Origin of the sequence: Brevundimonas sp. EYE_349, assembly GCF_023147505.1 — a bacterium.
Lineage (GTDB): Bacteria > Pseudomonadota > Alphaproteobacteria > Caulobacterales > Caulobacteraceae > Brevundimonas.
In genome coordinates this window covers 214,031-236,715 of the sequence record NZ_JAHXPB010000002.1, presented here as the reverse complement: position 1 = coordinate 236,715, position 22,685 = coordinate 214,031, and the positions used below count along the sequence as shown (strand labels likewise).

Here is a 22,685-nt window from a genome sequence, read left to right as displayed (position 1 = left end):
TCCGTTACGCCGCCTCTTGCCAACCGCCGCGAACGGTGGCTGAAATATTTGCAGAAAAATTTGCAGCTTCACCATGCTGCCGTAAGGACCCGCGACCTTGAGCCGCAAGACCACCCGTCTGGAAGACATCGCCCGCCTGGCCGGGGTGTCTATCGCCACCGCCTCGCGCGCCCTGAACGACAGCCCCGCCGTCAACGACCGCACCAAACAGACGATCTGGAAGCTGGCCAAGGAGCATGACTATCCGTTCCGCCGTCACATGCCGGCCGGCCCCATCGGCGCCCAGGGCACCATCGCCCTGGTCGTGCCGCGCCCGCAGGGGCGGGAAGGGCGCCTCAGCGACCCCTTCTTCCTGGAACTGCTGGCCGGGGTGGGCGAGGCGGCGCGCGAACGCGGCTGCGACCTGCTGATGAGCCATATCTCGCCCGCCAACTATGACGAACTGTCGGCGGCGTTGAACACCAGCCGGGCGGACGGGGTGATCTTCCTGGGCCAGTCCAGCCTGCATTCCGCCTTCAACCGGCTGGTGGACGCCGACCACCGATTTGTCGTCTGGGGCGCCGAACTGCCGGATCAGGATTACTGCTCCATCGGCTCGGACAATATCTCGGGCGGACGCCGCGCGACCCTGCATCTGGCGCGGCTGGGGCGAAAGCGCATCGTCTTCCTGGGCGACCTGGATCCGCCCGAGGCCATGCAGCGGCATCGCGGCTATCTGGACGCCCTGACCCAGGCCGGGCTGGAGGCGAACGCCGAACGGATCGTGCCCGCCCATTTCGAGGTCGAATCGGCAGAGGCGACCGTGGACGCCCTGATTCGACGCGGCGTCGCCTTCGACGGGGTGGTGGCGGCGTCCGACCAGATCGCGCTGGGGGCCGTGCGCGCCCTGCTGCACGCCGGCGTCGATGTGCCGGGTCAGGTCTCGGTCATCGGCTTCGACAATGTGCCCTTCAGCCGCTATTCGCGCCCTGCGCTCAGCACCATCGCCCAGGACACGATGAAGGCCGGTCGGCTGATGGTGTCCAAACTGCTGGATCACGGCGGCGCGTCGACGGGCATGGGCGCGGGCCGGTCCGAGCGCGTTCCGACCGAACTGATCGTTCGCGAGACCTGCGGCGGCTGAACCCCTCATCCGGCTTCGGCGAAGATCAGGCCGGCCAGCGGCTTCAGCGCCGCGCCGTCCGCTTCCGTCCAGTTGACCGCCGCGATCGGGCGCGCGCCGACGGGCGGGGACCAGTCCAAGGCCTCGAAGCCCAGGTTGAACACACACAGCAGGCGCTCGCCGCCCGCAGTCCGTTCGAACCGGCGGAAGACCACGAGGTCGCCGGCGCTTTCGATCTCCAGCCCGCCGGTGCGCAGCGCCGGGTGGGCATGACGCAGAGCGATGATGCGGCGCGCAGCGTGCAGGACAGAGTTCGGGTCCGCCTCCTGCGTATCGACCGACAGGGACAGGTGGCGTGGATCGACCGGCAGCCACGGCTCCACCGTCGAAAATCCGGCGTTGGGTGCGGTCTCGACCCAGGGCATCGGGGTGCGGGCGCCGTCGCGTCCCAAGGTCTGGGGCCAGTTGGCGATGGCCTCGGGGTCGACGAGCCGTTCGAACGGCACCTCGGCCTGCGGCAGGCCCAACTCCTCGCCCTGATAGACGAAGACATTGCCGCGCAGGCTCATCAGCAGCAGCAGCGCCATCTCCGAAAACGCCTTCTCGTCGCGCCCTTTGGCCCAGCGCGACACCGCGCGTGGCGCGTCGTGGTTCGAGAAGGTCCAGGACGGCCAGCCCTCGCCCTGCTGGTCCGGCCACATCTGGTCGCCCTGGCCGATCAGTTCGCCCTTCAGCGTGTCGGCGTAGAGGTAGAGAAAGCCGTAGGCCGAGTGCAGCCTGTCGTTCCCGGCGGTGAATTCCTTCATCTCGCGGTCGGCGTGGTCGCCGCCGACCTCCGCCACGGTGAACCGGGCGTCATAGCTGTCGGTCAGGGCCCGGATGCGGTTCAGGAAGCCGATGATGTCGGGATGGGACTGGTTGTAGATCTTGTCCTGAAAGTCGAACGGCCGTGTCCGCTTCTTACCGTCCTGGATCGGCGGATTGTCCTTCAGCGACGGGTCGTGGATGGCGAAGTTGATGGCGTCCAGCCGGAAACCGTCCACCCCCCGATCCAGCCAGAACCGCGCCGCCGCGATAAGGGCGTCCTGCACCGCCGGGTTCCTGACGTTCAGCTGAGGCTGAGAGGCCAGGAAGTTGTGCATGTAATACTGGCCGCGCCGCGCATCCCAGGTCCAGGCCGGGCCGCCGAACACCGACTGCCAGTTCGACGGGGGCGAGCCGTCCGGCTTGGCGTCCGCCCAGACATACCAGTCGGCGTATTCGCCATTGCGGCTGGTGCGGCTGGCGGTGAACCAGGGGTGTTCGTCCGAGGTATGGGAGAAGACCTGGTCGATGACGACCTTCAGCCCCAGCGCCTGGGCGCGCGCCATCAGGGCGTCGAAATCGGCCAGGCTCCCGAAGATCGGATCGACGTCGCAATAGTCCGACACATCATAGCCGAAGTCCTTCATCGGCGACTTGAAGAAGGGCGACAGCCACACTCCGTCCACGCCCAGGCTGGCGACGTGGTCCAGATGCGCCGTGATGCCCCGCAGGTCGCCCACGCCGTCGTCGTTCGCATCGGCGAAGCTGCGCGGATAAATCTGGTACAGGACCGCGCCCCGCCACCAGTCGTGGCCGAGTGCAGGGGCGACGGCCGCCGGGGAAAAGTCGATGGGCTGGGCGGTCACGGCACGCTCTTGCAGACAAGGTAATCGAGAGGGGGAACGCGAACGGCGACGCTGGCGGGCGCCGACGAACGGGCCGCGCAGTCGCCGCGCAAAGCCTGCCACCGAAGCGAGCCGGGCTCCACCTCGACCTGGGCGCTGACGGGGGCGGTCGAACTGTTGAACAGAACCAGCACCTCGCCGTCGTCGTCGGTCAGGCGAGACAGGGCGAACAGACCCGGCTTGTCGCCATAGGCCCGAACGACCTGACGACCGCGACGCAGCGCCGGTTCGGCGGCGCGCAGACGCGCCATTTCCGCTATGGCCTTATACAGCGGCGCCTCGGTCGAATAGGCCGCTCGGCGGCCGCCGACGGGCGTCTCGTTCGCATAGATCGGCGTGCGGCTGGGCCACATGTCCTGGCGTGAGTTTCCGTATCCGCCCGCGCCGGCGAAGCCCTGCTCGTCGCCGTAATAGAGGGTGGGCACGCCTCGGCTGAACATCATAAGCGCATGGGCCAGTTTGATACGGGCCAGCAGTTCGGCGTCGTCTGCGTTCGGGTTCGCCTGTTTCACGAAGAAGCCGATCCGGCCCATATCGTGATTGCCCAGGAAGGTCGGCAGGATGGCGGCCGTCTCGGCGCCGTTCGCATAGATCGCATCGGCGTCGAAAAGCTTGGCCAGGGCGTCGGTCCCGACCTTGCCCGCCGCCACGTCGGTCGCCTGTTTCTGGAACGGGAAATCCAGCACCGCCGGATACCCATCGACCCGCGTAAACCGCGCCGTCACCGCCGGATCGGGGTCATAGACCTCACCGAAGATGTGGAAGTTGGGAATGCCCTTGGCGGCGGCGCGGGCCGTCATGGCGGGGATGAAGGCCTGCCAGAACTCGGGGTTCACATGGCGGGCGGTGTCGATGCGATAGCCGTCGATGCCGTATCGATCGATCCAGCCGCCGAAGATGTCGATCATGCCCTGCACGACCACCGGATCCTCGGTCAGCAGGTCGTCCAGACCGGCGAAGTCGCCGTCCAGGCTGCTTTCGCCCGAAAAGGTGCTCTCGCCGCGGTTATGATAGCGGATCGGATCGTTCAGCCAGGCCGGAACCTTGGCGTTCTCCTCGCCCGCCGGGACGTAAGGGCTGTAAGCATAGTCGGGCCGGATCAGGCGCGAAAAGTCACGTCCGTCGAAGCTGTCGTTGATCGGCGCGCCGTCCACCCCGCCCTTGCGCGTATAGGGATAGTCGGCGCGGCTGCGATAGGCGCAGTCGTTCTGCGGGCATTCGCGGTAGCGGATGACGTCGGCGGTGTGGTTGGCCACAATGTCCAGATACACCTTCATGCCGCGCGCATGGGCCGCATCGACCAGGGCGCGCATCGTCGCCTCGTCGCCGAAATGGGGATCGACCGTGGTGAAGTCGGTGATCCAGTATCCGTGGTGCGCCGCGCCGGTGTAGTCGCCATGCGTCTGGACCGGCTTGTTCTTGAAGATGGGCGCCAGCCACACGGCCGTCGCGCCTAGACCCTGAATATAGTCCAGCCGCTGGATCACGCCCGCCAGATCGCCGCCGTGATAGAAGTCGGTGTCGGTCGGATCGAAGCCGCTGACCAGCCGCTGAGGGGCATAGCCGCCGTGGTCGTTGGCCGGATCGCCGTTGGCGAACCGGTCGGGCAGCAGGAAATAGATCACCTCGTCCTGGGGCGGGCGCTGGCGCAGCGCCTTCAGCCCGGCGGGCGTCGGGGCGGTCTGGGCCAGGGCCGAGCCGGCGGACATCAGGGCGGCAGCGGCCGCAGCCGCGCGCCATCTGTTTCGTGTCTTGGCGGTGTTCATGGTCGTCGCTCCCACACGTCTGGCCGATGCAAAGCCTTCCAGATCAGTTTGCAAGATTTTGCAGCAATGGCCCCGGCTGTCAACGCGGGTTGTTTTTGCTGCGATGCAAACACTATGCGTGCCTTAAAGCCGCTATCAGGTGTTGCAGCTGCAAAAATCCCGCCCTTGTGAAGGCCGTAAGGCGGCGGCAACATTAACTGCTTGCAAGGTCCGCGAAGATTTGCATATTTTTGCGACGGCTTAGGGTCGCGACGTTCAGAAATGCGATCAGCCCCAGGGAGGATGATCATGTTCCAACGTCTCAACCGACGCGCGCGTCTGCTGTCCGGTGTCGCCTTCGGCGCCGCCGCCGTCATGACGGTCGGCTCGGCCCACGCCCAGACCACCGCGACGACCACCGCTCAGGCGGGCGACCAGCCGACCGAAGTCGGCGAAATCGTCGTCACCGGCATTCGCCGCTCGATCGAAGCCTCGATCTCGGCCAAGGCCAACAACACCTCGATCGTCGAGGTCATTTCCTCCGAGGACATCGGCAAGCTGCCGGACGTGTCCATCGCGGAATCCCTGGCGCGTCTGCCGGGCGTGACGATGCAGCGGCTGGACGGCCGCAGCCAGGCGATCTCGATCCGGGGTCTGGGCCCCGACTTCACCACCGCCCTGCTGAACGGCCGTGAGCTGGTCACCACCGGCGACAACCGCGGCGTCGAGTTCGACCAGTTCCCCGCCGAACTGCTGTCCAGCGTCGTCGTCTACAAGACCCCGGATTCGGCCCTGATCGGCCAGGGCCTGGGCGGCACAGTCGACCTGCGCACCGTGCGCCCGCTGGCCTATGGCCGCCAGGCCATCGCCCTGAACTATCGCCACGAGTGGAACGACATCGGCGCCCTGAACTCGGGCACCACCGACAAGGGCGACCGCTACACCGTCTCCTACGTCGATCAATTCCTGGACGGCACCCTGGGCGTGGCCCTGGGCTACGCCCACATGAGCTCGCCCTATCAGTCCGAGCGGTTCAACGCCTGGGGCTATCCCAACTACAGCGACGGAAATCTGCTGACGGGCGGGGTCAAGCCCTACGTCATGTCGTCGGAGCTGGAGCGCGACGGCTATATGGGCGTGCTGGAATGGCGCCCGAATGACCGTATCCACTCGACGATCGACGCCTTCTATTCCGAGTTCAAGAACACCCAGGTTCTGCGCGGCATCGAATTCCCGCTGGCCTGGGGCGGCCTGGCTGAAAATCCTAACCGCAGCACCAATCCTGTCGTTCTGGGCGGTTGTCAGATCACCAACAACGTCGCGACCCCCAACGTCTGCCGTCCGGCGCCGTCGCTGCGTCCCGGTTACACGGTCGAGGATGGCCTGATCGTCGCGGGAACCTGGGACAACATCAAGGGTGTGGTCCGCAACGACCTGAACAAGCGCGACAGCAACATCACGGCCCTGGGCTGGAACACCGAGTTCACGCTCAGCGACGACTGGTCGGCGAACCTCGACCTCAGCTATTCGAAGGTCGAGCGTAACGACATCATCCTGGAAACCAACGCCGGCACCGGCCGCAACATCAACGGCGCCCTGGACACCCTGGGCTTCCAGCTGACCGGCGACGGCGTGACCCGCTTCACCAGTCGTCTGAACTACGCCGATCCGACGCTGATCAAGATCACCAGCCCGCAGGGCTGGGGCGGCGACGTGATCCCCGAGGGTCAGGCCGGTTATCTGAACACCCCGTCCATCGAGGACGAGCTGAAGGCCGCCCGCTTCTCGGTCACGCGCCAACTGCACCAGAGCCCGTTCAAGTCGATCGACTTCGGCTTCAACTACACCGAACGTCAGAAGACCTTCGTCAACGATCAGTATTATCTGGGCGTCCCCGGCGGCGGCGATCTGACCGTGCCGACCGCCTTCCTGCTGGACCCGACCGACCTGGGCTATCTCGGCATCTCGCAGGTGCTGAGCTATGACGCTCTGGGACTGCTCAACAGCGGCGCGCTGAACCGCATTCGCAACCCGAACGCCGATGTCATCTCGGGCAACTGGGAGGTGACCGAGAAGGTCTCCACCGCCTATGTCCGCGCCAACATCGACCACAACCTGTTCGGCCTGCCGTTGACCGGCAATGTGGGCATGCAGTTCGTCTATACGGACCAGAGTTCCACCGGCTTCTCGGCCCGTCAGGCTGGACTCGGGGTATCGGAAACGGTCGCGGTGTCGGGCGGGAAGGATTATCTGGAGATCCTGCCCAGCTCGAACTTCATCCTGCAGGTTGCGGACGATGCCTTCGTGCGCTTTGCGGCCGCCCGCACCCTGGCTCGCGCCCGCATGGACGACATGCGCGCCTCGCGGAACTATTCGTTCGACAACGGTAAGAATAATGGCAATGCGTCGGCCGACCAGAACTCTCCCTGGAGCGCCTCTGGAGGCAATCCGACGCTGACCCCCTATATCGCTGACGTGGCGGATATTTCGTTCGAGAAGTATTTCGCCAATCGCAAGGGCTACATCTCGCTGGCGGCCTTCTACAAGCATCTGGAAAGCTACGTTTATAACCACGATCAGATCTTCGACTTCACCGGCTATCCGACCGGCGGCGTGACGCCCGTCATCAACTTCGGCAAGTCCTCGGCCCCCGACAACGGCGAAGGCGGTTGGATCAAGGGTCTGGAGCTGTCGATCTCGGCGCCGTTCGACATCTTCCATCCCGCGCTGGAAGGTTTCGGCGCCCAGTTCAGCGCCTCGACGACGGACAGCGAGGTCCAGCCCGATCCGACCCAGGCGCCGACCGCCCTGCCGGGTCTTTCGGAGAATGTCATCAACGGCTCGCTGTATTATGAGCGGTACGGCTTCCAGTCGCGGATTTCGGCCCGCTATCGCTCGGACTACCTGGGCGAGGTCGCCGGCTTCGGCAACGGCCGCACCCTGCGTTCTGTGGCGGCGGAAACCGTGGTCGACGCCCAGATCGGCTACGAGTTCCAGTCTGGCGCGCTGGAGGGTCTGTCCGTTCTGGCCCAGGTCAACAACCTGACCGACGAACCGTTCAAGACCTTCCAGAACGGTGATGAGCGTCAGACCATCGACTACCAGCACTATGGCCGCACCTTCGCGGTCGGTCTGAACTACAAGTTCTGATCCTTTTCTCTCCGAGCAGACTGAGGGCCGTCCCGTTCGCGGGGCGGCCCGTTTTTCGTGCGGCGGCAAAAGTTTGGTTACAGGGCGCGCTTTTCGGCTGGACGCACGGCCTGCGATGTCGGAACCACGTCGATCTGAAGAACCGCGCGGCGCAGCGCGGCCTATGACGCCTCTGGGGGATCTGACTTTCATGACCACGACGGACGCTGGAAAACGCCAGGGCGCAGGCCTGGCCTTCGCCTATGTCACCACCCTGTTCTTCGCCTGGGGCTTCGCCACCTCGCTGATCGATCCGCTGATCGCGGCCGTGAAGCGGGTGTTCGACCTGAACAACGCCGAAGCCTTCCTGACCACCTTCGCCTGGTTCATCGCCTATGGGCTGATGTCGCTGCCGGCCGCCTCGGTGCTGAGCAAGCTGGGCTATAGCCGCTCGATCATCGGCGCCCTGATCGTGATGGTGGCGGGCTGCTTGATCGTGCCGGCCGCGACCGCCGCCGACTGGTATCCGGGCGTGCTGATCGCCCTGTTCGTGATCGCCTCGGGCGTCACCCTGCTGCAGGTCGCCGCCAATCCGCTGGTCGCCGAGCTGGGCAGCCCCAAGGGCGCCTCCAGCCGTCTGAACCTGTCGCAGGCCTTCAACTCGCTGGGCACGACGATCGGGCCTTGGCTGGGGTCGCACGTCCTCTTGACCGGCGGGGTCTTCGCCGCCGGCGCGGTCGTGACCGCCGCAACCCGCACCCAGTCGCTGCGCAGCATCGACATGGCCTTCCTGGGCATGGGTTCCTTCTTCGCCCTGGTCGCCGTCTTCATCTTCACGGCGCGCAAGAAGATCAACGCCGCCGCCCCGGCGACGACCGAGGCCGTGTCGCCGCTGAAGGCCCTGTCTTCGCCCTGGGCGATCTTCGGCGCCCTGGCCATCTTCCTCTATGTCGGGTCAGAGGTGGCCATCGGCGGGATGCTGACCAACTTCTTGGAAAGCCCTGAAATCCTGAACGCCCCCATCGAGACGGCGGGCAAGATGGTCGCCCTGTACTGGGGCGGCGCCATGGTCGGCCGCTTCATCGGCTCGGCCGTCCTGACCAAGGTGCGCCCTGGTATCGTCCTGGCCTTCTGCACGGTCGCGGCCGCCATCCTGTGCCTGACCGTAAGCCAGCTGGGCGGACCGACGGCGGCCTATGCCGTCCTGTCCATCGGTCTGTTCAACTCCATCATGTTCCCCACCATCTTCACCCTGACGCTGGAGCGGTCCACCGCCCCGACCTCGGCGACGTCGGGCCTGCTGGTGTTCGGCATCATCGGCGGCGCCCTGCTGCCGCAGGTGGCGGCGCGCATCGCCGACGCGGCGGGCAATTTGCAGCCGGCGTTCATCGTGCCGATGCTGGGCTACGTCGGCCTGACCATCTTCGCCATCGCCTGTATCCGCACCAAGGCGAGGACAGAGGTGACGACGACCGCTTCGCACTAAGGAGCGAGACGCCGGACAAGACAAAGGGCGCGGAAGGGAGACCTCCGCGCCCTTCTGTCATTCCGCCGCGACGATCAGCCGTCGATCAACGCCTGAAGAATGGGGGCCAGCCGGTCGCGCATCTCTTCGCACTGGGCCGGTTCGATGTTGAAACTGCCCCCGCCCAGCTCGCGACTGACGGACATGCCCATGATGAAGCCGGCCAGCAGCCGCGCGCGCACCGTGGCGTTCGGTCCGCTCAGCCACTCCTCCAGGGGGCCGAAGAAGCGCGCGGTGCAGGTCGTCTGCACCATCTCCGCCGCCTTGTTCGAGCCGATGGAGCGCAGCATGATCGACATGCCCTTGAGCTTTTCGGCGGTCTTGGGCTCGAACACGATCTCGTTGGCCGCGCGCGCGCCGAACTCGGACTTGTCGCCCGACATCAGGCTGCTGCCGTCGCCGCAGCTGTCCAGCGCGGCCAGAAACAGATCGTCCTTGGAGCCGAAATATCGGCTGATCAGGGCGGCGTCGACCCCGACGTCGCGGGCGATGTCACGCATGCCGACGTCGTCATAGCTCTCGGCCGCGAACCTTTCGCGCGCTGCATCGAGAATGGCCGTGCGCGTGGCGGCGGCGTTTCTCGGGCGTGGGCCGGGACATAACAAGGGTGTGACACTCCACAGAACAATAACCGTAGCTCCCATATGGCTTTGTCAACGCGTGTTGACAAGCGCCACGGCTCCGACCATCAAGTCACCATGCGTTGACAAGGCCGACTCCCCATTGGCCTCTGTCCGCTCGACAGGAATTTACCTCCGACAGGGAGATTGCGCAGATGCGCGGGCTGAAGATTGCGGCGGTATCCGTCATGGTGACGGGTGCGCTTTATGGTTGTTCGCCTAAGGCGGAAGCGCCGGCGCAAGGCGCGCCTCCGGTGACGGTCGCGACGCCCCTGCAGCAGCAGGTGCGCGACTGGGACGAGTTCACCGGCCGGTTCGAGGCGGTGGAGACGGTGGACGTCCGCGCCCGCGTCGGCGGCTATATCCAGGCCGTCCACTTCCGCGACGGTCAGATGGTCCAGCGCGGCCAGTTGCTGTTCACCCTGGACCCCCGCCCCGCGCAGGCCGCCCTGGCCCAGGCCCAGGCCCAGGTCGCTCAGATGCAGTCGCAGCTGACCCTGGCCCGCGCCAACCTGGCCCGGAGCGAGACGCTGCTGGCGTCCCAAGCGGTGTCCAAGGCCGAGTATGATTCCAACAAGGCCGCCGTCGATGCGGCCCAGGCCAATCTGGCGGCCGCCAACGCCGCGGTCCGCAATGCGCGCCTGAACCTGGACTACACCCGCGTCACGGCGCCGACCTCGGGCCGGGTGTCGGACCGTCGCGTCGATCCGGGCAATGTCATCGCCGGCGGATCGTCGGCGGGCGACGTCCTGACCACCATCATCTCGGGCGGGCCGATCCACTTCGTCTTCGACGGTTCGGAAGCGGTGCTGCTGAAGTACCTGCGTGAGGGCGGCGCCAACCAGGGCGCGACGGTCAACGTGCGCCTGCAGGACGAGAGCACCTACAAGCACACCGGCCGTCTGGACTTCTCGGACAACGCCGTGGACACCGCTTCGGGCGTGATCCGCCTGCGCGCCATCCTGCCCAACGCCGACGGCTTCCTGCGCCCCGGCATGTTCGGCAGCGCCCAGGTCGCCGGCGCTGGGGCCTATAACGCCCTGCTGGTGCCGGATTCGGCCATCGGCACGGATCAGACCCGCCGCACCGTCGCCGTGGTCAACGCCGACGGCACCGTGACGAACAAGGCGGTCCAACTGGGCCCGATCGTCCAGGGTCTGCGCGTCGTCCGTTCGGGCCTGGCCCCGACCGACCGCGTCATCATCGCCGGCCTGCAACGCGCCGCCCAGCCGGGGTCCAAGGTCACCCCCAAGAACGGCAAGATCGAACCCGTCGCCGCCGACGCCTCCCAGGCGCCGGTCACCCAGGCGGCGCCAGCGTCCAGCGCCTCGTTCGCCAACTCCATTCCCGCTGGCTAAGCCATGAACATCTTCCGTTTCTTCATTGATCGGCCGATCTTCGCGGCCGTGATCGCGGTGGTGATCTCCATCATCGGCATCGCGGCCTATCCGCTGCTGCCGCTGTCGCAGTATCCCGAGATCGCGCCCCCGACGATCACCATCAACGCCGCCTATCCCGGCGCCTCGGCCGAGACCCTGGCCGAGACCGTCGCCGCGCCCATCGAGCAGGAGGTGAACGGCGTCGAGAAAATGCTCTACATCACCTCTTCGTCCACCTCGGACGGGGCGGTGGCGATCACCGTGACCTTCCAGCCTGGAACCGACCTCGACGCGGCTCAGGTGCTGGTCCAGAACCGGGTCGCCCTGGCTGAACCCCGCCTGCCCGAGGCGGTCCGTCAGACCGGCGTGGTCGTCAACAAGGCCGAAAGCGGCTTCCTGATGATCCTTGGCCTGACGTCGCCCGACGGCACGCTGGATAACGACTATGTCGGCAACTACGCCAACTCGACCCTGCGCGACCGCCTGCTGCGGATCGAGGGCGTGGGCGCGGTCCAGGTGTTCGGCGGCGGCAACTATTCGATGCGCGTCTGGATCGACCCGGCCAAGGCGGCCGAGCGCGGTCTGACGGGTCCCGAGATCGTCTCGGCCCTGCGCGCCCAGAACGTCCAGGCGGCCGCCGGCTCCATCGGCCAGCCGCCCTTCGCCAACAGCGCCGCCGCGTTCCAGCTGCCGGTCCAGGTTCAGGGCCGCCTCAGCGATCCCGAAGAGTTCTCCAAGGTGATCCTGAAGACGGACGCTCAGGGGCGCGTCACCTATCTGCGCGACGTGGCGCGGATCGAACTGGGCGCCCAGGATTACGGCATTCGCGGCTTCTTCGACGGCCAGCGCGGCGTCGGCATCGCCATCGTGCAGCAGCCCGGCGCCAATGCGCTCGGCACCGCTGACCGCGTCCTGGCCGAGGTCGAGGCCCTGAAGGCCGATCTGCCGGCCGGCATGAACATCTCGGTGCCCTACAACCCGACCGAATTCGTCGCCGCCTCGGTGGAGTCGGTTCAGCATACGCTGGTCGAGGCCGTCATCCTGGTCGTCATCGTCATCATGGTCTTCCTGCAGACCTGGCGTGCGGCCATCATCCCGATCATCGCCATTCCCGTGGCCCTGGTCGGCACCTTCGCGGTGCAGTTGGCGCTGGGTTATTCGATCAACTCCCTGTCCCTGTTCGCCCTGGTCCTCGCGGTCGGCATCGTCGTCGATGACGCCATCGTCGTGGTCGAGAACGTGGAGCGGGCCATCAGCGAGGGTCTCAGTCCAAAGGAGGCCGCCTATCGCTCGATGCAGGAGGTGTCCGGCGCCCTGATCGCCATCGGTCTGGTGCTGATCTCGGTCTTCATCCCGACCATGTTCGTGCCCGGCATCCCCGGCATCTTCTACCGCCAGTTCGCGGTGGTGATCGCCTCGGCCTCGGTCATCTCCCTGTTCGTGTCGCTGACGCTGTCGCCGGCCATGGCCGCCCTGCTGCTCAAGCCGCACAAGAAGGACCACGAACACGCCCGCAAGCCGGGCGTCCTGGGCGCGGTCGTCTATTACGGCGGCTGGGCCGGGCGGAAGTTCAACGAGGGCTTCGACTGGCTGTCGGATCGCTACGGTCGTCTGACCGCGCGTCTGGTGCGTACGGTCGGCCTGGTGCTGATCGTTTATGCCGGCCTGCTGGGCCTGACCGCCTGGCGCCTGATCGACACCCCTTCTGGCTTCATCCCCGAACAGGATCAGGGCTTCCTGATCGGCGTGATCCAACTGCCCGCCGGCGCCTCGCTTGATCGGACGGAGGCCGTGATGACGCGCGCCACCGACATCATCCGCAAGACCGACGGCGTGAACGGCGCCATCGCCTTCGCCGGCCTGGACGGCTCCAGCTTCTCGTTCGGCTCCAACGCCGCCACCATCTTCGTGCGCCTGAACCCGTTCGAGGAGCGCTCGAAGCAGGAGGCCGCGACGGCCCTGGCCGGGGCCATCACCCAGGCCACGGGTCAGATCGAGGACGCGCAGATCTTCGTCATCGCCCCTCCGGCGGTTCAGGGTCTGGGCACCGGCAACGGCTTCTCGATGATGATCCAGGATCGCGAAGGCGCCGGCTATCGTCCGCTGGAAGGCGCGACCTTCGCCATGATGGGCGCGGCCGCCCAGGCGCCGACCGAGGTGAACCAGGTCTTCTCGACCTACAACACCGCCTCGCCGCGCATCACCGCCGACGTCGACCGCGACAAGTCGCTGATGATGGGGGTCCAGCCCAGCGCCGTGTTCGACACCCTGGGGGTCTATCTCGGCTCGTCCTACGTCAACGACTTCAACATGCTGGGCCGCACCTTCCGGGTGACGGCGCAGGCGGAGCCGCAGGCGCGCGACGACATCGCCGACATCGCCAATCTGAAGACCAAGTCGGCGTCGGGGGCCATGGTGCCGATCGGTTCGGTGGCCAATCTGACGAACGATTCGGGCCCGTCGCGGATCGTCCGCTACAACCTGTTCCCGGCGGCCGAGCTTCAGGGCAACGCCGCGGCGGGCGTGTCGTCGGGCGAGGCGCTGCAGGTCATGGAGCGTATGGCCGCCCAGACCCTGCCGCAGGGCTTCTCCTACGAATGGACGGGCCTGGCCTATCAGCAGAAGGCGGCCGGTTCCGGCGCGACGGTCATCTTCCTGATGGCGGTGGTGTTCGTCTTCCTGGTGCTGGCGGCGCAGTATGAGGCGTTCACGCTTCCGCTGGCGGTCATCCTGATCGTGCCCATGTGTCTGCTCGCCGCCATCGTGGGGGTGAACCTGCGGGGCCTGGACAACAACATCCTGGTCCAGATCGGGCTGGTGGTGCTGATCGCCCTGGCGGCCAAGAACGCCATCCTGATCGTGGAGTTCGCCAAACAGGCCGAGGAAGAGCAGGGCATGAACCGGTTCGACGCGGCGGTCGCCGCCGCCAAGACCCGCCTGCGTCCGATCCTGATGACCTCCTTCGCCTTCATTCTCGGCGTCGTGCCGCTGATGCTGGCGTCGGGTCCGGGCGCGGAGATGCGTCAGTCGCTGGGCACCTCCGTCTTCTCGGGGATGCTGGGCGTGACCTTCTTCGGCCTGATCTTCACCCCGGTCTTCTATGTGGTCTGCCGCTGGCTGTCGTCCAAGCTGCCGCAGGGTCACAAGCCGGGACCCAAGCCGACCTCGACCCCTGATCGGATCGAGGGTTACGACGAAACCAGCGACCTGACCGATCCGAACGCGCCTGCGCCCGTGACCGGCCGGGGAGGGGACATCTGATGACCCGCAGAACTACGCTCAGCCTCCTGACCGCCGCAGCGTCCAGCGCCCTGCTGGCCGCCTGCGCGGTCGGGCCGAAGGCGCCGACGGCGGACCTGCCGACCGCCGGAACCGGCGCCTTCGTCGGTTCGACCAGCCCTACCGTCTCGACTGCTCAGGCGCGCGACGACTGGTGGCGGCTGTACGACGACCCGCAACTGGACGCCCTGATCCAGCAGGCCTTCGCCGAGAACAACCAGCTCGAGGCCGCCTTCGCCAATCTGCGCGCCGTCCGGGCGTCGCTGTCAGAGGCGCGCGTCGGCCGCTTCCCGACCACGACGACCAGCGCCCAGGCCCAGCGCAGCCGCGCCTCGGCCGCCACCGTCCCCGGCCTGCCGGCGGGCGAAAAGGCGCCCGAGGTCGACACCTACGACGTCGGCATCCAGGCGGCCTATGAGGTCGATCTGTTCGGCCGGGTGGAATCGACCATCCGGACAGCCCGCGCCGACACCCGCGCCGCCGAGGCCGCTCTGGCTACGGTTCAGGTGACGGTCGCGGCCGAGACCGCCCGCGCCTATGCCGACGCCTGCTCGGCCAACGCCCAGATCGCGGTGGCCGAACGGACGCTGGAGCTGCAACGCAACACCGCCAGCCTGACCCAGACCCTGCTGGACGGCGGGGCCGGCACAGGGCTGGACGTGGCCAGCGCCCGCGCGGCCGTGGCCCAGACGGCGGCGACCCTGCCGACCCTGCGCGCCGCCCGCAACGAGGCGCTGTTCCGCCTGTCGACCCTGATCGGCCGCACCCCGGCCGAGGCCAGCCAGGCGGCGGCGTCCTGCGTGCGTCCGCCGCAGCTGTCCCAGCCGATCCCGGTCGGCGACGGCGCCGCGCTTTTGGCCCGGCGTCCCGACGTGCGCCAAGCCGAGGCGGAACTGGCCGGCGCGGCCGCTCGCGTGAATGTGGCGACCGCCAACCTGTTTCCTCGCATCAGCCTGGGCGGCTCCTACGGCTCGACCGCGCTGAAGTCCGGCGATCTGGGCGAAGACCAGAACTTCCGCTTCAGCTTCGGCCCGCTGATCAGCTGGTCCTTCCCCAATGTCTTCGCCGCGCGGGCTCAGATCAAGGCGGCCGGCGCGCGGTCGGACGCGGCCCTGGCCACATTCGACCAGACGGTGCTGACCGCCCTGCAGGAGACGGAGACGGCGCTGAGCAACTACGCCAACGAGCTGGACCGCCGCGCGGCCCTGACCGAGGCGCGCGATCAGGCGGCCCGCGCCGCCGACCTGTCGCGCCTGCGCTTCAACGCCGGCGCCGACAGCTTCCTGTTGGTGCTGGACGCCCAGCGCACCCAGGCGGCGGCCGATGCGGCCCTGGCCCAGTCCGACGCCCTGGTCACCACCTATCAGATCGCCCTGTTCCGCGCCCTGGCCGGCGGCTGGCAGGCCGACAGCTGATCCTGCAGCGATCCTGAAACAGAAGGGCCGGGCGACGCATCGCCCGGCCCTTTTTTCGTTCGTCCACAGGCTGACGATCGACTCGGTGTTCCTCATTTGTTCCGGCCATGCTCTAACCGTCTGCGGCGGTCGGCGGCGTGATGGAGGATCAGATGAACGATGCAATCCTGGCCCGGATGATGGCCGAACTGGACGCCGAGCTGGCGCGGGCCGAGCCGTCCCTGCCGGCCTGCCCGGAACACGCACGCCAGACCGAGGTCATGCGCGCCCTGGCGCTGGGCCTGGGCAATTTCGAGCGGATGCGGGCGCATGACGCCCACCTCCTGGCGGCGCAGCTGTCTGCGCGCCGCGCCGCCTAGGGCTTGCGCTTGAAGGTGTCGCCGATGACCGAGGCGTCCGGGCCGTCCGGCCCGGCGCTCTTCTGCTCGGCCTGACCAACACGCTTCACCGCCTTGTCGGAAGTGGCCCCATCCGGTTTTCCGGCAGGGTCTGCGCCGTTCTTTTCGCGCCCTTTGGTCTGTTCGCGGTCCATGATCTTCTCCTTCTTGTTGGAGAGGGAGCGCAGCGCGGGCGAACCTGTTCCTTGGCGTCCTGAGATCAGCCTGCCGTATCCACCTTGGCCACCACCGACATCCCCGGCGCCAGGCGCTGCGCGGCCTCTTGCCCCGGATCGATACGGATGCGGACGGGGATGCGCTGGGCGACCTTGGTGAAGTTGCCGGTGGCGTTGTCCGGGCGGATGACGCTGAACTCCGAGCCGGCGGCGGGGGCGATGCGCTCGACGCGGCCGCGCAGCGTCTGGCCGCCCAGGGCGTCGACGGTCAGGGTGACGGGCTGGCCGACGCGGATATTGCGCATCTGCGTCTCCTTCATATTGGCGGTGACCCAGACCACGTCGGGCACCAAACCCATCAGCTGGGTGCCAGCCGTGACATACTGGCCCTGACGCACCCCGACCTCGCCCAGCCGACCGCCGCGCGGCGCGACGATGCGGGTGTTGGCCAGGTCGATCTGGGCCAGGCGCACGGCGGCGCGGGCGTTTTCCACGGCGGCGGCCAGGCTGTCGCGGCCGACCACGGCGGACGTGACGCCGGTCTGGGCGATGCCTTCGGCGGCGCGGGCCTGGGCGACCTGCGCCTGGGCGCTGCGCAGGGCGGCCTCGGCGATGTCGACATTGGCCTGGGCGACCCAGCCGCCGGCCTTCAGGGTGCGGGCGCGATTGGCGTCGGCCTGGGCCCGCGTCAGCGTCGCCTCGGCGGCGGCGATGGAGGCGCGCTGCTGGGCCACGGACCCCCGCGCGGACGCCTGGGTCTGGGTCGAGTTGGACAGAGCCGCCTCGGCGGCGTGCAGACTGGCCTCGGCCTGCTCCAGCCGCTGGCGATAGATGCGGTCGTCCACCTGGGCCAGCAGTTGGCCCTGCTGCACCGTCTGGAAGTCCTGAACCGGAACCTGGGTGACATAGCCGCTGACTTGTGGGCTGATCAGCGTCACCTGACCCCGCACATAGGCGTTGTCGGTCCGCTGGATATGGCCTGTGAAGGGCGGCAACTGCCAGGCGTAGAGCACCAGGCCGATGGCCAGCACAGCGATACAGGCCGCCACTACCGACCACAGGACGCGCTTCTTCGGCTCGGCGGGCGCCGGGACGGGTTGAGGAGCAGGAGCGGAGGTCGGGGCGGTGGTGTCGGTCATGTCGGTTCGGCTCTCGGTAGGTTTCAGTCGACGGCGGCGGCTGCGGCGGCCTGTTGCGCCGCCAGCCGGGCGTCTTGGCGCGCCTGTTTGCGGGCCTTGAAGCGGGGAAGAAGGTGGATGACCGTGACCCAGGCGCAGCCCAGGGCGGCGATGACGGAAATCAGCAGGAAGACGTCGTTATAGGCCAGGATATTGGCCTGCTGCGTCACCTGCCGGCTCAGCAGGGCCACGCCCTCGGCCTTCAGAAGCGCTGGGTCGCCGACGACGTGGCTATAGGCGCCGGACAGCTGGGCCAGGCGTTGCACGACCAGCGGGTTCATGGCGTCGATCCCGGCGGCCAGTTCGTTGGAATGGAACTTCTCGCGCAGGACCTGGACCGTGCCGACCAAGGCCGATCCGGCTAATCCCCCCACGTTCTGCAGCACGCTGAACATGACGATGAAGCTGATCAGATTGCGTGGATTGGTCTGCAGCACCCGTCCCACCCCGATCAGCAGGGCCGGTCCCACGAACATGGCCGAGGCGAAGGCGACCAGGGCTTGGCTGAAATACAGCTGCGCCGGGCGGGTCAGGACGGTGGCGTGGCTGTCGATGAAGGCGCCGATGGCGATCAGACCCAGGGCGATGGCGATGGGCTTGTGCAGCTTGGTCATGTTGAGCGTCAGGGCGCTGACCGCCGTGCCCGCCACCATCGACAACAGGATCAGCAGGAACAGGCCGTGAAGCTGGTCTTGGCCCAGGCCGACGACGGTCAGGAACCCCACCGCGCCCGAGGTCTGTTCCGACAGGGTGACGCGGATCAGGATGACGGCCCCGAACAGGCGCAGCACGTCCTTGCCGGTCAGCCAGCGGGTGTTGATCAGCGGATTGGCGCGATTGTGCTCGATCGCCAGAGCCACGCTCAGCAGGATGATCGACCCGACCAGGGCCCAGCCGATCCACGCCGCCTCGGTCCACCAGACGATCCGCCCCAGCCCCAGCGCGGCGGCCAGAAGCGCCACGCCCGGCGCGAACAGGGCGAAGGTCAGGAAGTCCAGCGGCTCGAACAGTTTCAGCCGCTCGGCCGGCGGCAGACGCAACACCTGCACCGCCGCCCAGGCCAGAAGCGCCATCCCCAGCTCGAAGGTGTAAAACGCCTTCCAGTCGTTCAGTTGCAGCAGGGTCGGCATCACCAGGCGCGCGATCGGCACGGCGAAACTGGCCAGGCCGATGCCGATCACCAGCCCCTTCAGGCGGTGTTTGGCAGGAAAGGCCTGGATCATATAGAGGAAGCCCAGGCTGCTCAGGCCTGCCGCCGCCATGCCCGCCGCCGCCCGAACCACCAGGGTCGATTCATAGTTGTCGACCAGCAGGTGCGCCGCGCAGGTGGCCACGAAGGCGCCCAGGCAGATCTGGGTGAACAGGCGCAGGCCGTATTGCTGACGGAACTTGACCAGGATCAGGTTCATGCAGGCGTTGGTCATCACGAACACGACCGGCAGCCACGCCGCCTCGGTCAGGGTGATCCCCAGCGACCCTTGCAGGCTGGTGATGTTGGCGGTGACGGCGGCGTTGCCCAGCGCGCCGACCATGGCCACCAGAACCCCGGTCAGGGCGTACTGCACCCTCAGCCAGGGCGCGTGATCCGGCGTGGCGGGCGAGCCGGGCAGGGTGGGCAGTTCGTGCGGCTTCAGCGTCGCGACATACTGGTCCCACGGCAGATGCCAGTGACGGTCGGCGCGGGCCATCAGAACGCCTCCTCACTTCAGCCCGTCCAGGATGATCTCGCGGGTGCGCAGGGACACGGCCTCGCGCTCGGCCGCGTCGGCGCCCTGGAAACCGGCGCCCAGCAGGGTGGCGATCAGACGAATGTCCATCGGCCGCATATCCTCCCGCACCAGACCGGCGGCCTGGGCCCGCTTCAGCGATGCGGCGCCCGCCTCCATCAAGCTCTGCCGCAAGGGAGTAAGCGCGTCTGGCGACCGCACGTTCCGCACCAGGCCCGCAAGGCCCGCATTGCGGATCATGTCCTCGGCCAGCCGGTCCAGGAACCAGAAGAAGACGGCCGGGTCGTCGCCCTGTTCGTCGGTGCGTCGCCCCAGGTCCGCGACATCGGCCTCCAGCACCGCCAGCGCCAGTTCGGTGCGGTCGGCGAAATGACGATAAAGCGTGCCGCGCCCGACCCCGGCCTTTTCCGCGATCAGGTCTAGCGGCGCGTCCAGCCCCTGTTCGGACAGCACGACGCGCGCCGCCTGCAACAGGGCGGCGCGGTTCTGAACGGCGTCCTTTCGGACAGGTCTGGGGGCAGGGCGCGACATGGTGACGCGCTTAAATGGACAGTCGTGTCCGTTTTGCAAGAGGCTGCGAACATCTTACCTGCTTCCGTTGGGAGAGGGCTTGAACGCACGCTGGCGACAGCCGGCGTTCCGGCGCGAAAGGATGAGGGTCGGGTGCTACGACCTGGCCCGTCGCTCGACCCTCATCCGGCCCTTTAGGCCACCTTCTCCCACACGGAGAAAGACAGGTTCAGAGCCCCTTCTCCAGCACCACGAACGCCAGTTCGGGCCGGGGCGGATCGACAGGGAAGGGGCGGGTCTCGCCGGTCGGGGCGTAGCCGCGCCGCGCGTACCAGGCGATCAGTTCCGCGCGGCGATGGATCACGGTCATCTCCATGCGCCGCGCCCCGAACCGGGCGACGGCCTCGGCCTCTGCGACGGCCAGCAGACGACGCCCCAGGCCGGACGCCTGCAGCGTCGGCTCGACCGTCAGCATCCCCAGATAGGCCCGGTCCTCGCCGGCCCGGGCGACCTGCACGCATCCGACCAGATCGTCGGCGTCGTGCGCCAGCAGGATGACCCGATCGGGATCGGCGATCAGACCCGCCAACTCCTCGGCGCTGGTCCGCCTGTCGAACAGCAGGTCGGCCTCGTGCGTCCATCCGGCCTTGGCCGTCTCGCCGCGATACGCCCGTTCGATCAACGGATGCAGGGCGGCGACATCGTCGGACGTCGCCGCCCGAAAGGCGATCCGGCTCAATGGCGGACGCCCAGCTCCGTCAGCAGGTGGTCCATCCCATAGACATCGCGCAGGGCCACCGTCACCGCCTGGGTGGTCACGATCACGCTGCGGTTGGTGTTGCGGTCGTAGCCATAGGCGTTGCGCTGGGTCAGGACGGTGGAATCGAAGTTGGCCCCGACGATCTCGCCCTTGGCGTTGACGGCGGGCGAGCCGGATGAACCGCCGATGGTGTCGGTGGACACGGCCATGTCCATCACCGCGTTCGGGTCGATCCGGTCCTTGGCGGCCATCAGCTTGGGCGCGACCTTGAACGGCTCGGCGCCGGTGGCGCGGTCCCACAGGCCGGCGAAGGTGGTGAAGGCGCCGAACCGCTGGCCCGGCACGTCGGAGCCTTCGACCTTGCCATAGGTCAGGCGCAAAGTGCCGGTCGCGTCGGGATAGACCGCGTCGCCATAGGCGGCGAAGCGGGCGGCGGCCAACTGTTCGGAAGCGCGGTCGGTCGGCGCCTTGACCTTGTTCTCCCACTCGGCGCGGGCGGCCCGGGCGTCGGCGTCGATCGACAGCACATATTGGATCATCGGATCGTCGGACGCCTGAACCGCCGCCAGACCGCCGGTCCACAGGGCGCGACGCACCGCCGGATCGGCCAGCCTGGTGCCGGCGACGACGCGCGCCGACAGGTCCTCGGGGCTTTCCTTGCCCAGCAGGGTGCGAACGTAGGGGCTGTCGACCGTCAGCCATTCGCGGGTCTTGGACAGCCACCATTCCAGCCGGATCTGCTCCAGTTCGGGATAGGTGGGCTTTTCAGCGAACAGGCCGGATTCGACGCCGGGCAGGCGGCTGTCGGCGAACTCGGCCAGACGCTGGTCCGACGGCTTGGCCCGCTCCTGCGCGCCGCGCACGATGGCCTTGGCCCACTGGAACAGCTGCGATCCGCCCGCGACCGAGGTCGTGCCCATGGCGGTGCCGCCCTCCAGCAGGGCGGTGGGCGCGTAGAGTTCGCGGGCCAGCGGCTGAATGGTCTTCAGCGCCTCCCACGGGTTCGAGCCGTTGGCGTCGGCGGCGGCGTAACGCTGCATGAAGTCGGCCTCGGCCGCCGCCTTGGCCTGGATGAAGTCGGCGTCGGTCAGGGCGCGCATCCGGCCCAGGCCGCGCTTGTAGGTGTTCTCCACGCCGACGATGGGGTCCATGGCGATGAAGGCCTGGTCCTCGCCCTCTTCGGAATAGCGGATCAGACGACCGCGCAGTTCGGATGCGATCAACTGATCCAGCGGCAGGACCACGTCGCGGATGGTGGCCAGCTGATCCATGGTCAGCAGGCGCTGCGTCGCGCCCGGATTGCCCGAAACGAAGACGGCCTCGCCCTCGGTCGGCTTGTCGGCGTTCCAGACGAAGTGGGTCGGGGTCTCGACCGGCTTTCCGTCCTCGTACAGGCGGATGAAGGCCGCATCGATGGCGAAGCGCGGGAAGGAGAAGTTGTCCAGATCGCCGCCAAAGGTCGCGGCGCGGTCTTCCGGCGCCCAGGCTAGACGCACGTCGGTGTATTTGCGGAACTTATAGAGCTTGAACTGGCCGCCGCGATAAAGGCTGACGACCTGGCAGCGGATCTTGGGGTCGGCGCCGCAGGCCTCGGTCTCGATGCGCCCGGCCTCGGCCTCGCGCGCCTGGGTGAAGGCCTGGCCGTCCAGGCCCTCGCCGGCCTTGTGCATCCGCTCGGTCACGTCGGAGATGTCGGTCAGGATTTCGGCTGTCGCGCCGGGACATTTGCGCTCTTCCTCGCGCGTCTTGGGCGTAAAGCCCGTCTCGCCGTACTGCTGTTGCGGCGTGGACAGGTTGGCGACGCAGGTGGCGACGCAGTGGTTGTTGGTCATGACCAGCCCCTGGCCCGACACCACCCCCGCCGAACAGCCGCCGAACTTCACCGACGACAGCCGCACCCGATCCAGGAAGGCCTGGTCGATGTTAGTTCCCAGCGTCTGGTTGGCGCGGGCGATCGGGAAGTTGTCGTAGGTCCACATGCCTTCCTCCGCGCGCGCCGACGTGGCGGCGAAGGCGATAAGGGCGGCGGAGGCGAGGAGAAGAGGGCGCATGGA

The 22,685-nt window shown here is 67.5% G+C and carries 17 protein-coding genes; 7 read left to right on the top strand and 10 right to left on the bottom strand.

Features of this window, described 5'->3' with window-relative positions:
* Nucleotides 1–97 precede the first annotated feature (97 nt).
* Nucleotides 98–1,123, top strand: coding sequence for a LacI family DNA-binding transcriptional regulator (locus tag KZX42_RS04885; protein WP_248117635.1), 1,026 nt, complete (start codon nucleotides 98–100; stop codon nucleotides 1,121–1,123).
* A gap of 5 nt (nucleotides 1,124–1,128) precedes the next feature.
* Here KZX42_RS04885 and KZX42_RS04880 read toward each other — a convergent pair whose 3' ends face one another.
* From KZX42_RS04880 to KZX42_RS04870, 3 genes are read right to left on the bottom strand one after another with little or no spacing between them, the layout of a single operon-like run.
* A complete protein-coding gene (locus KZX42_RS04880) occupies nucleotides 1,129–2,772 on the bottom strand; it encodes an alpha-amylase family glycosyl hydrolase (RefSeq protein ID WP_248117633.1) in 1,644 nt (547 codons plus the stop codon).
* The gene (locus KZX42_RS04875) at nucleotides 2,769–4,577 is read right to left on the bottom strand and encodes an alpha-amylase family glycosyl hydrolase (protein WP_248117632.1); all 1,809 of its coding nucleotides are present in this window, start codon (nucleotides 4,575–4,577) and stop codon (nucleotides 2,769–2,771) included. The genes KZX42_RS04880 and KZX42_RS04875 overlap by 4 nt, the downstream gene beginning before the upstream one ends.
* A complete protein-coding gene (locus KZX42_RS04870; protein WP_248117629.1) occupies nucleotides 4,574–4,867 on the bottom strand; it encodes a hypothetical protein in 294 nt (97 codons plus the stop codon). The genes KZX42_RS04875 and KZX42_RS04870 overlap by 4 nt, the downstream gene beginning before the upstream one ends.
* Between KZX42_RS04870 and KZX42_RS04865 the strand changes: the two genes are divergently transcribed.
* Nucleotides 4,866–7,706 carry a TonB-dependent receptor gene (locus KZX42_RS04865; RefSeq protein ID WP_248117627.1) on the top strand — a complete coding sequence of 947 codons (2,841 nt, stop codon included), beginning with the start codon at nucleotides 4,866–4,868 and terminating at the stop codon, nucleotides 7,704–7,706. The two genes, KZX42_RS04870 and KZX42_RS04865, sit on opposite strands and share 2 nt — an antisense overlap.
* 190 nt (nucleotides 7,707–7,896) lie before the next feature.
* Nucleotides 7,897–9,171: a sugar MFS transporter gene (locus KZX42_RS04860; protein ID WP_248117625.1), complete on the top strand. Its 1,275-nt coding sequence runs from the start codon at nucleotides 7,897–7,899 to the stop codon at nucleotides 9,169–9,171.
* Nucleotides 9,172–9,245: 74 nt separating this feature from the next.
* Here KZX42_RS04860 and KZX42_RS04855 read toward each other — a convergent pair whose 3' ends face one another.
* A complete protein-coding gene (locus KZX42_RS04855; protein ID WP_282438801.1) occupies nucleotides 9,246–9,854 on the bottom strand; it encodes a TetR/AcrR family transcriptional regulator in 609 nt (202 codons plus the stop codon).
* A 131-nt stretch (nucleotides 9,855–9,985) separates the two neighbouring features.
* Between KZX42_RS04855 and KZX42_RS04850 the strand changes: the two genes are divergently transcribed.
* From KZX42_RS04850 to KZX42_RS04835, 4 genes are all read left to right on the top strand, one after another.
* The gene (locus tag KZX42_RS04850) at nucleotides 9,986–11,188 is read left to right on the top strand and encodes an efflux RND transporter periplasmic adaptor subunit (protein WP_248117621.1); all 1,203 of its coding nucleotides are present in this window, start codon (nucleotides 9,986–9,988) and stop codon (nucleotides 11,186–11,188) included.
* A 3-nt stretch (nucleotides 11,189–11,191) separates the two neighbouring features.
* The gene (locus KZX42_RS04845; protein ID WP_248117619.1) at nucleotides 11,192–14,470 is read left to right on the top strand and encodes a multidrug efflux RND transporter permease subunit; all 3,279 of its coding nucleotides are present in this window, start codon (nucleotides 11,192–11,194) and stop codon (nucleotides 14,468–14,470) included.
* The gene (locus KZX42_RS04840) at nucleotides 14,470–15,903 is read left to right on the top strand and encodes a TolC family protein (RefSeq protein WP_248117617.1); all 1,434 of its coding nucleotides are present in this window, start codon (nucleotides 14,470–14,472) and stop codon (nucleotides 15,901–15,903) included. The genes KZX42_RS04845 and KZX42_RS04840 overlap by 1 nt, the downstream gene beginning before the upstream one ends.
* Nucleotides 15,904–16,055: 152 nt before the next feature.
* Nucleotides 16,056–16,262 carry a hypothetical protein gene (locus KZX42_RS04835; RefSeq protein WP_248117615.1) on the top strand — a complete coding sequence of 69 codons (207 nt, stop codon included), beginning with the start codon at nucleotides 16,056–16,058 and terminating at the stop codon, nucleotides 16,260–16,262.
* On the opposite strand, the gene KZX42_RS04830 is transcribed toward KZX42_RS04835, so the two are convergent.
* The 6 genes from KZX42_RS04830 to KZX42_RS04805 all read right to left on the bottom strand — a co-directional run bounded on the left by KZX42_RS04830 (nucleotide 16,259) and on the right by KZX42_RS04805 (nucleotide 22,682).
* Nucleotides 16,259–16,435: a hypothetical protein gene (locus KZX42_RS04830; protein WP_248117613.1), complete on the bottom strand. Its 177-nt coding sequence runs from the start codon at nucleotides 16,433–16,435 to the stop codon at nucleotides 16,259–16,261. The genes KZX42_RS04835 and KZX42_RS04830 overlap by 4 nt on opposite strands.
* Before the next feature lie 65 nt (nucleotides 16,436–16,500).
* Nucleotides 16,501–17,595: an HlyD family secretion protein gene (locus KZX42_RS04825; protein WP_248117612.1), complete on the bottom strand. Its 1,095-nt coding sequence runs from the start codon at nucleotides 17,593–17,595 to the stop codon at nucleotides 16,501–16,503.
* A 23-nt stretch (nucleotides 17,596–17,618) separates the two neighbouring features.
* The gene (locus KZX42_RS04820) at nucleotides 17,619–19,322 is read right to left on the bottom strand and encodes an MFS transporter (protein WP_248117611.1); all 1,704 of its coding nucleotides are present in this window, start codon (nucleotides 19,320–19,322) and stop codon (nucleotides 17,619–17,621) included.
* A gap of 12 nt (nucleotides 19,323–19,334) precedes the next feature.
* Nucleotides 19,335–19,892, bottom strand: coding sequence for a TetR/AcrR family transcriptional regulator (locus KZX42_RS04815; RefSeq protein WP_248117610.1), 558 nt, complete (start codon nucleotides 19,890–19,892; stop codon nucleotides 19,335–19,337).
* Nucleotides 19,893–20,100: 208 nt separating this feature from the next.
* A complete protein-coding gene (locus KZX42_RS04810; protein WP_248117609.1) occupies nucleotides 20,101–20,610 on the bottom strand; it encodes a GNAT family N-acetyltransferase in 510 nt (169 codons plus the stop codon).
* Complete coding sequence (locus KZX42_RS04805) at nucleotides 20,607–22,682, bottom strand: S46 family peptidase (protein WP_248117608.1); 2,076 nt, start codon at nucleotides 22,680–22,682, stop codon at nucleotides 20,607–20,609. The genes KZX42_RS04810 and KZX42_RS04805 overlap by 4 nt, the downstream gene beginning before the upstream one ends.
* Between the last annotated feature and the right edge of the window lie 3 nt (nucleotides 22,683–22,685).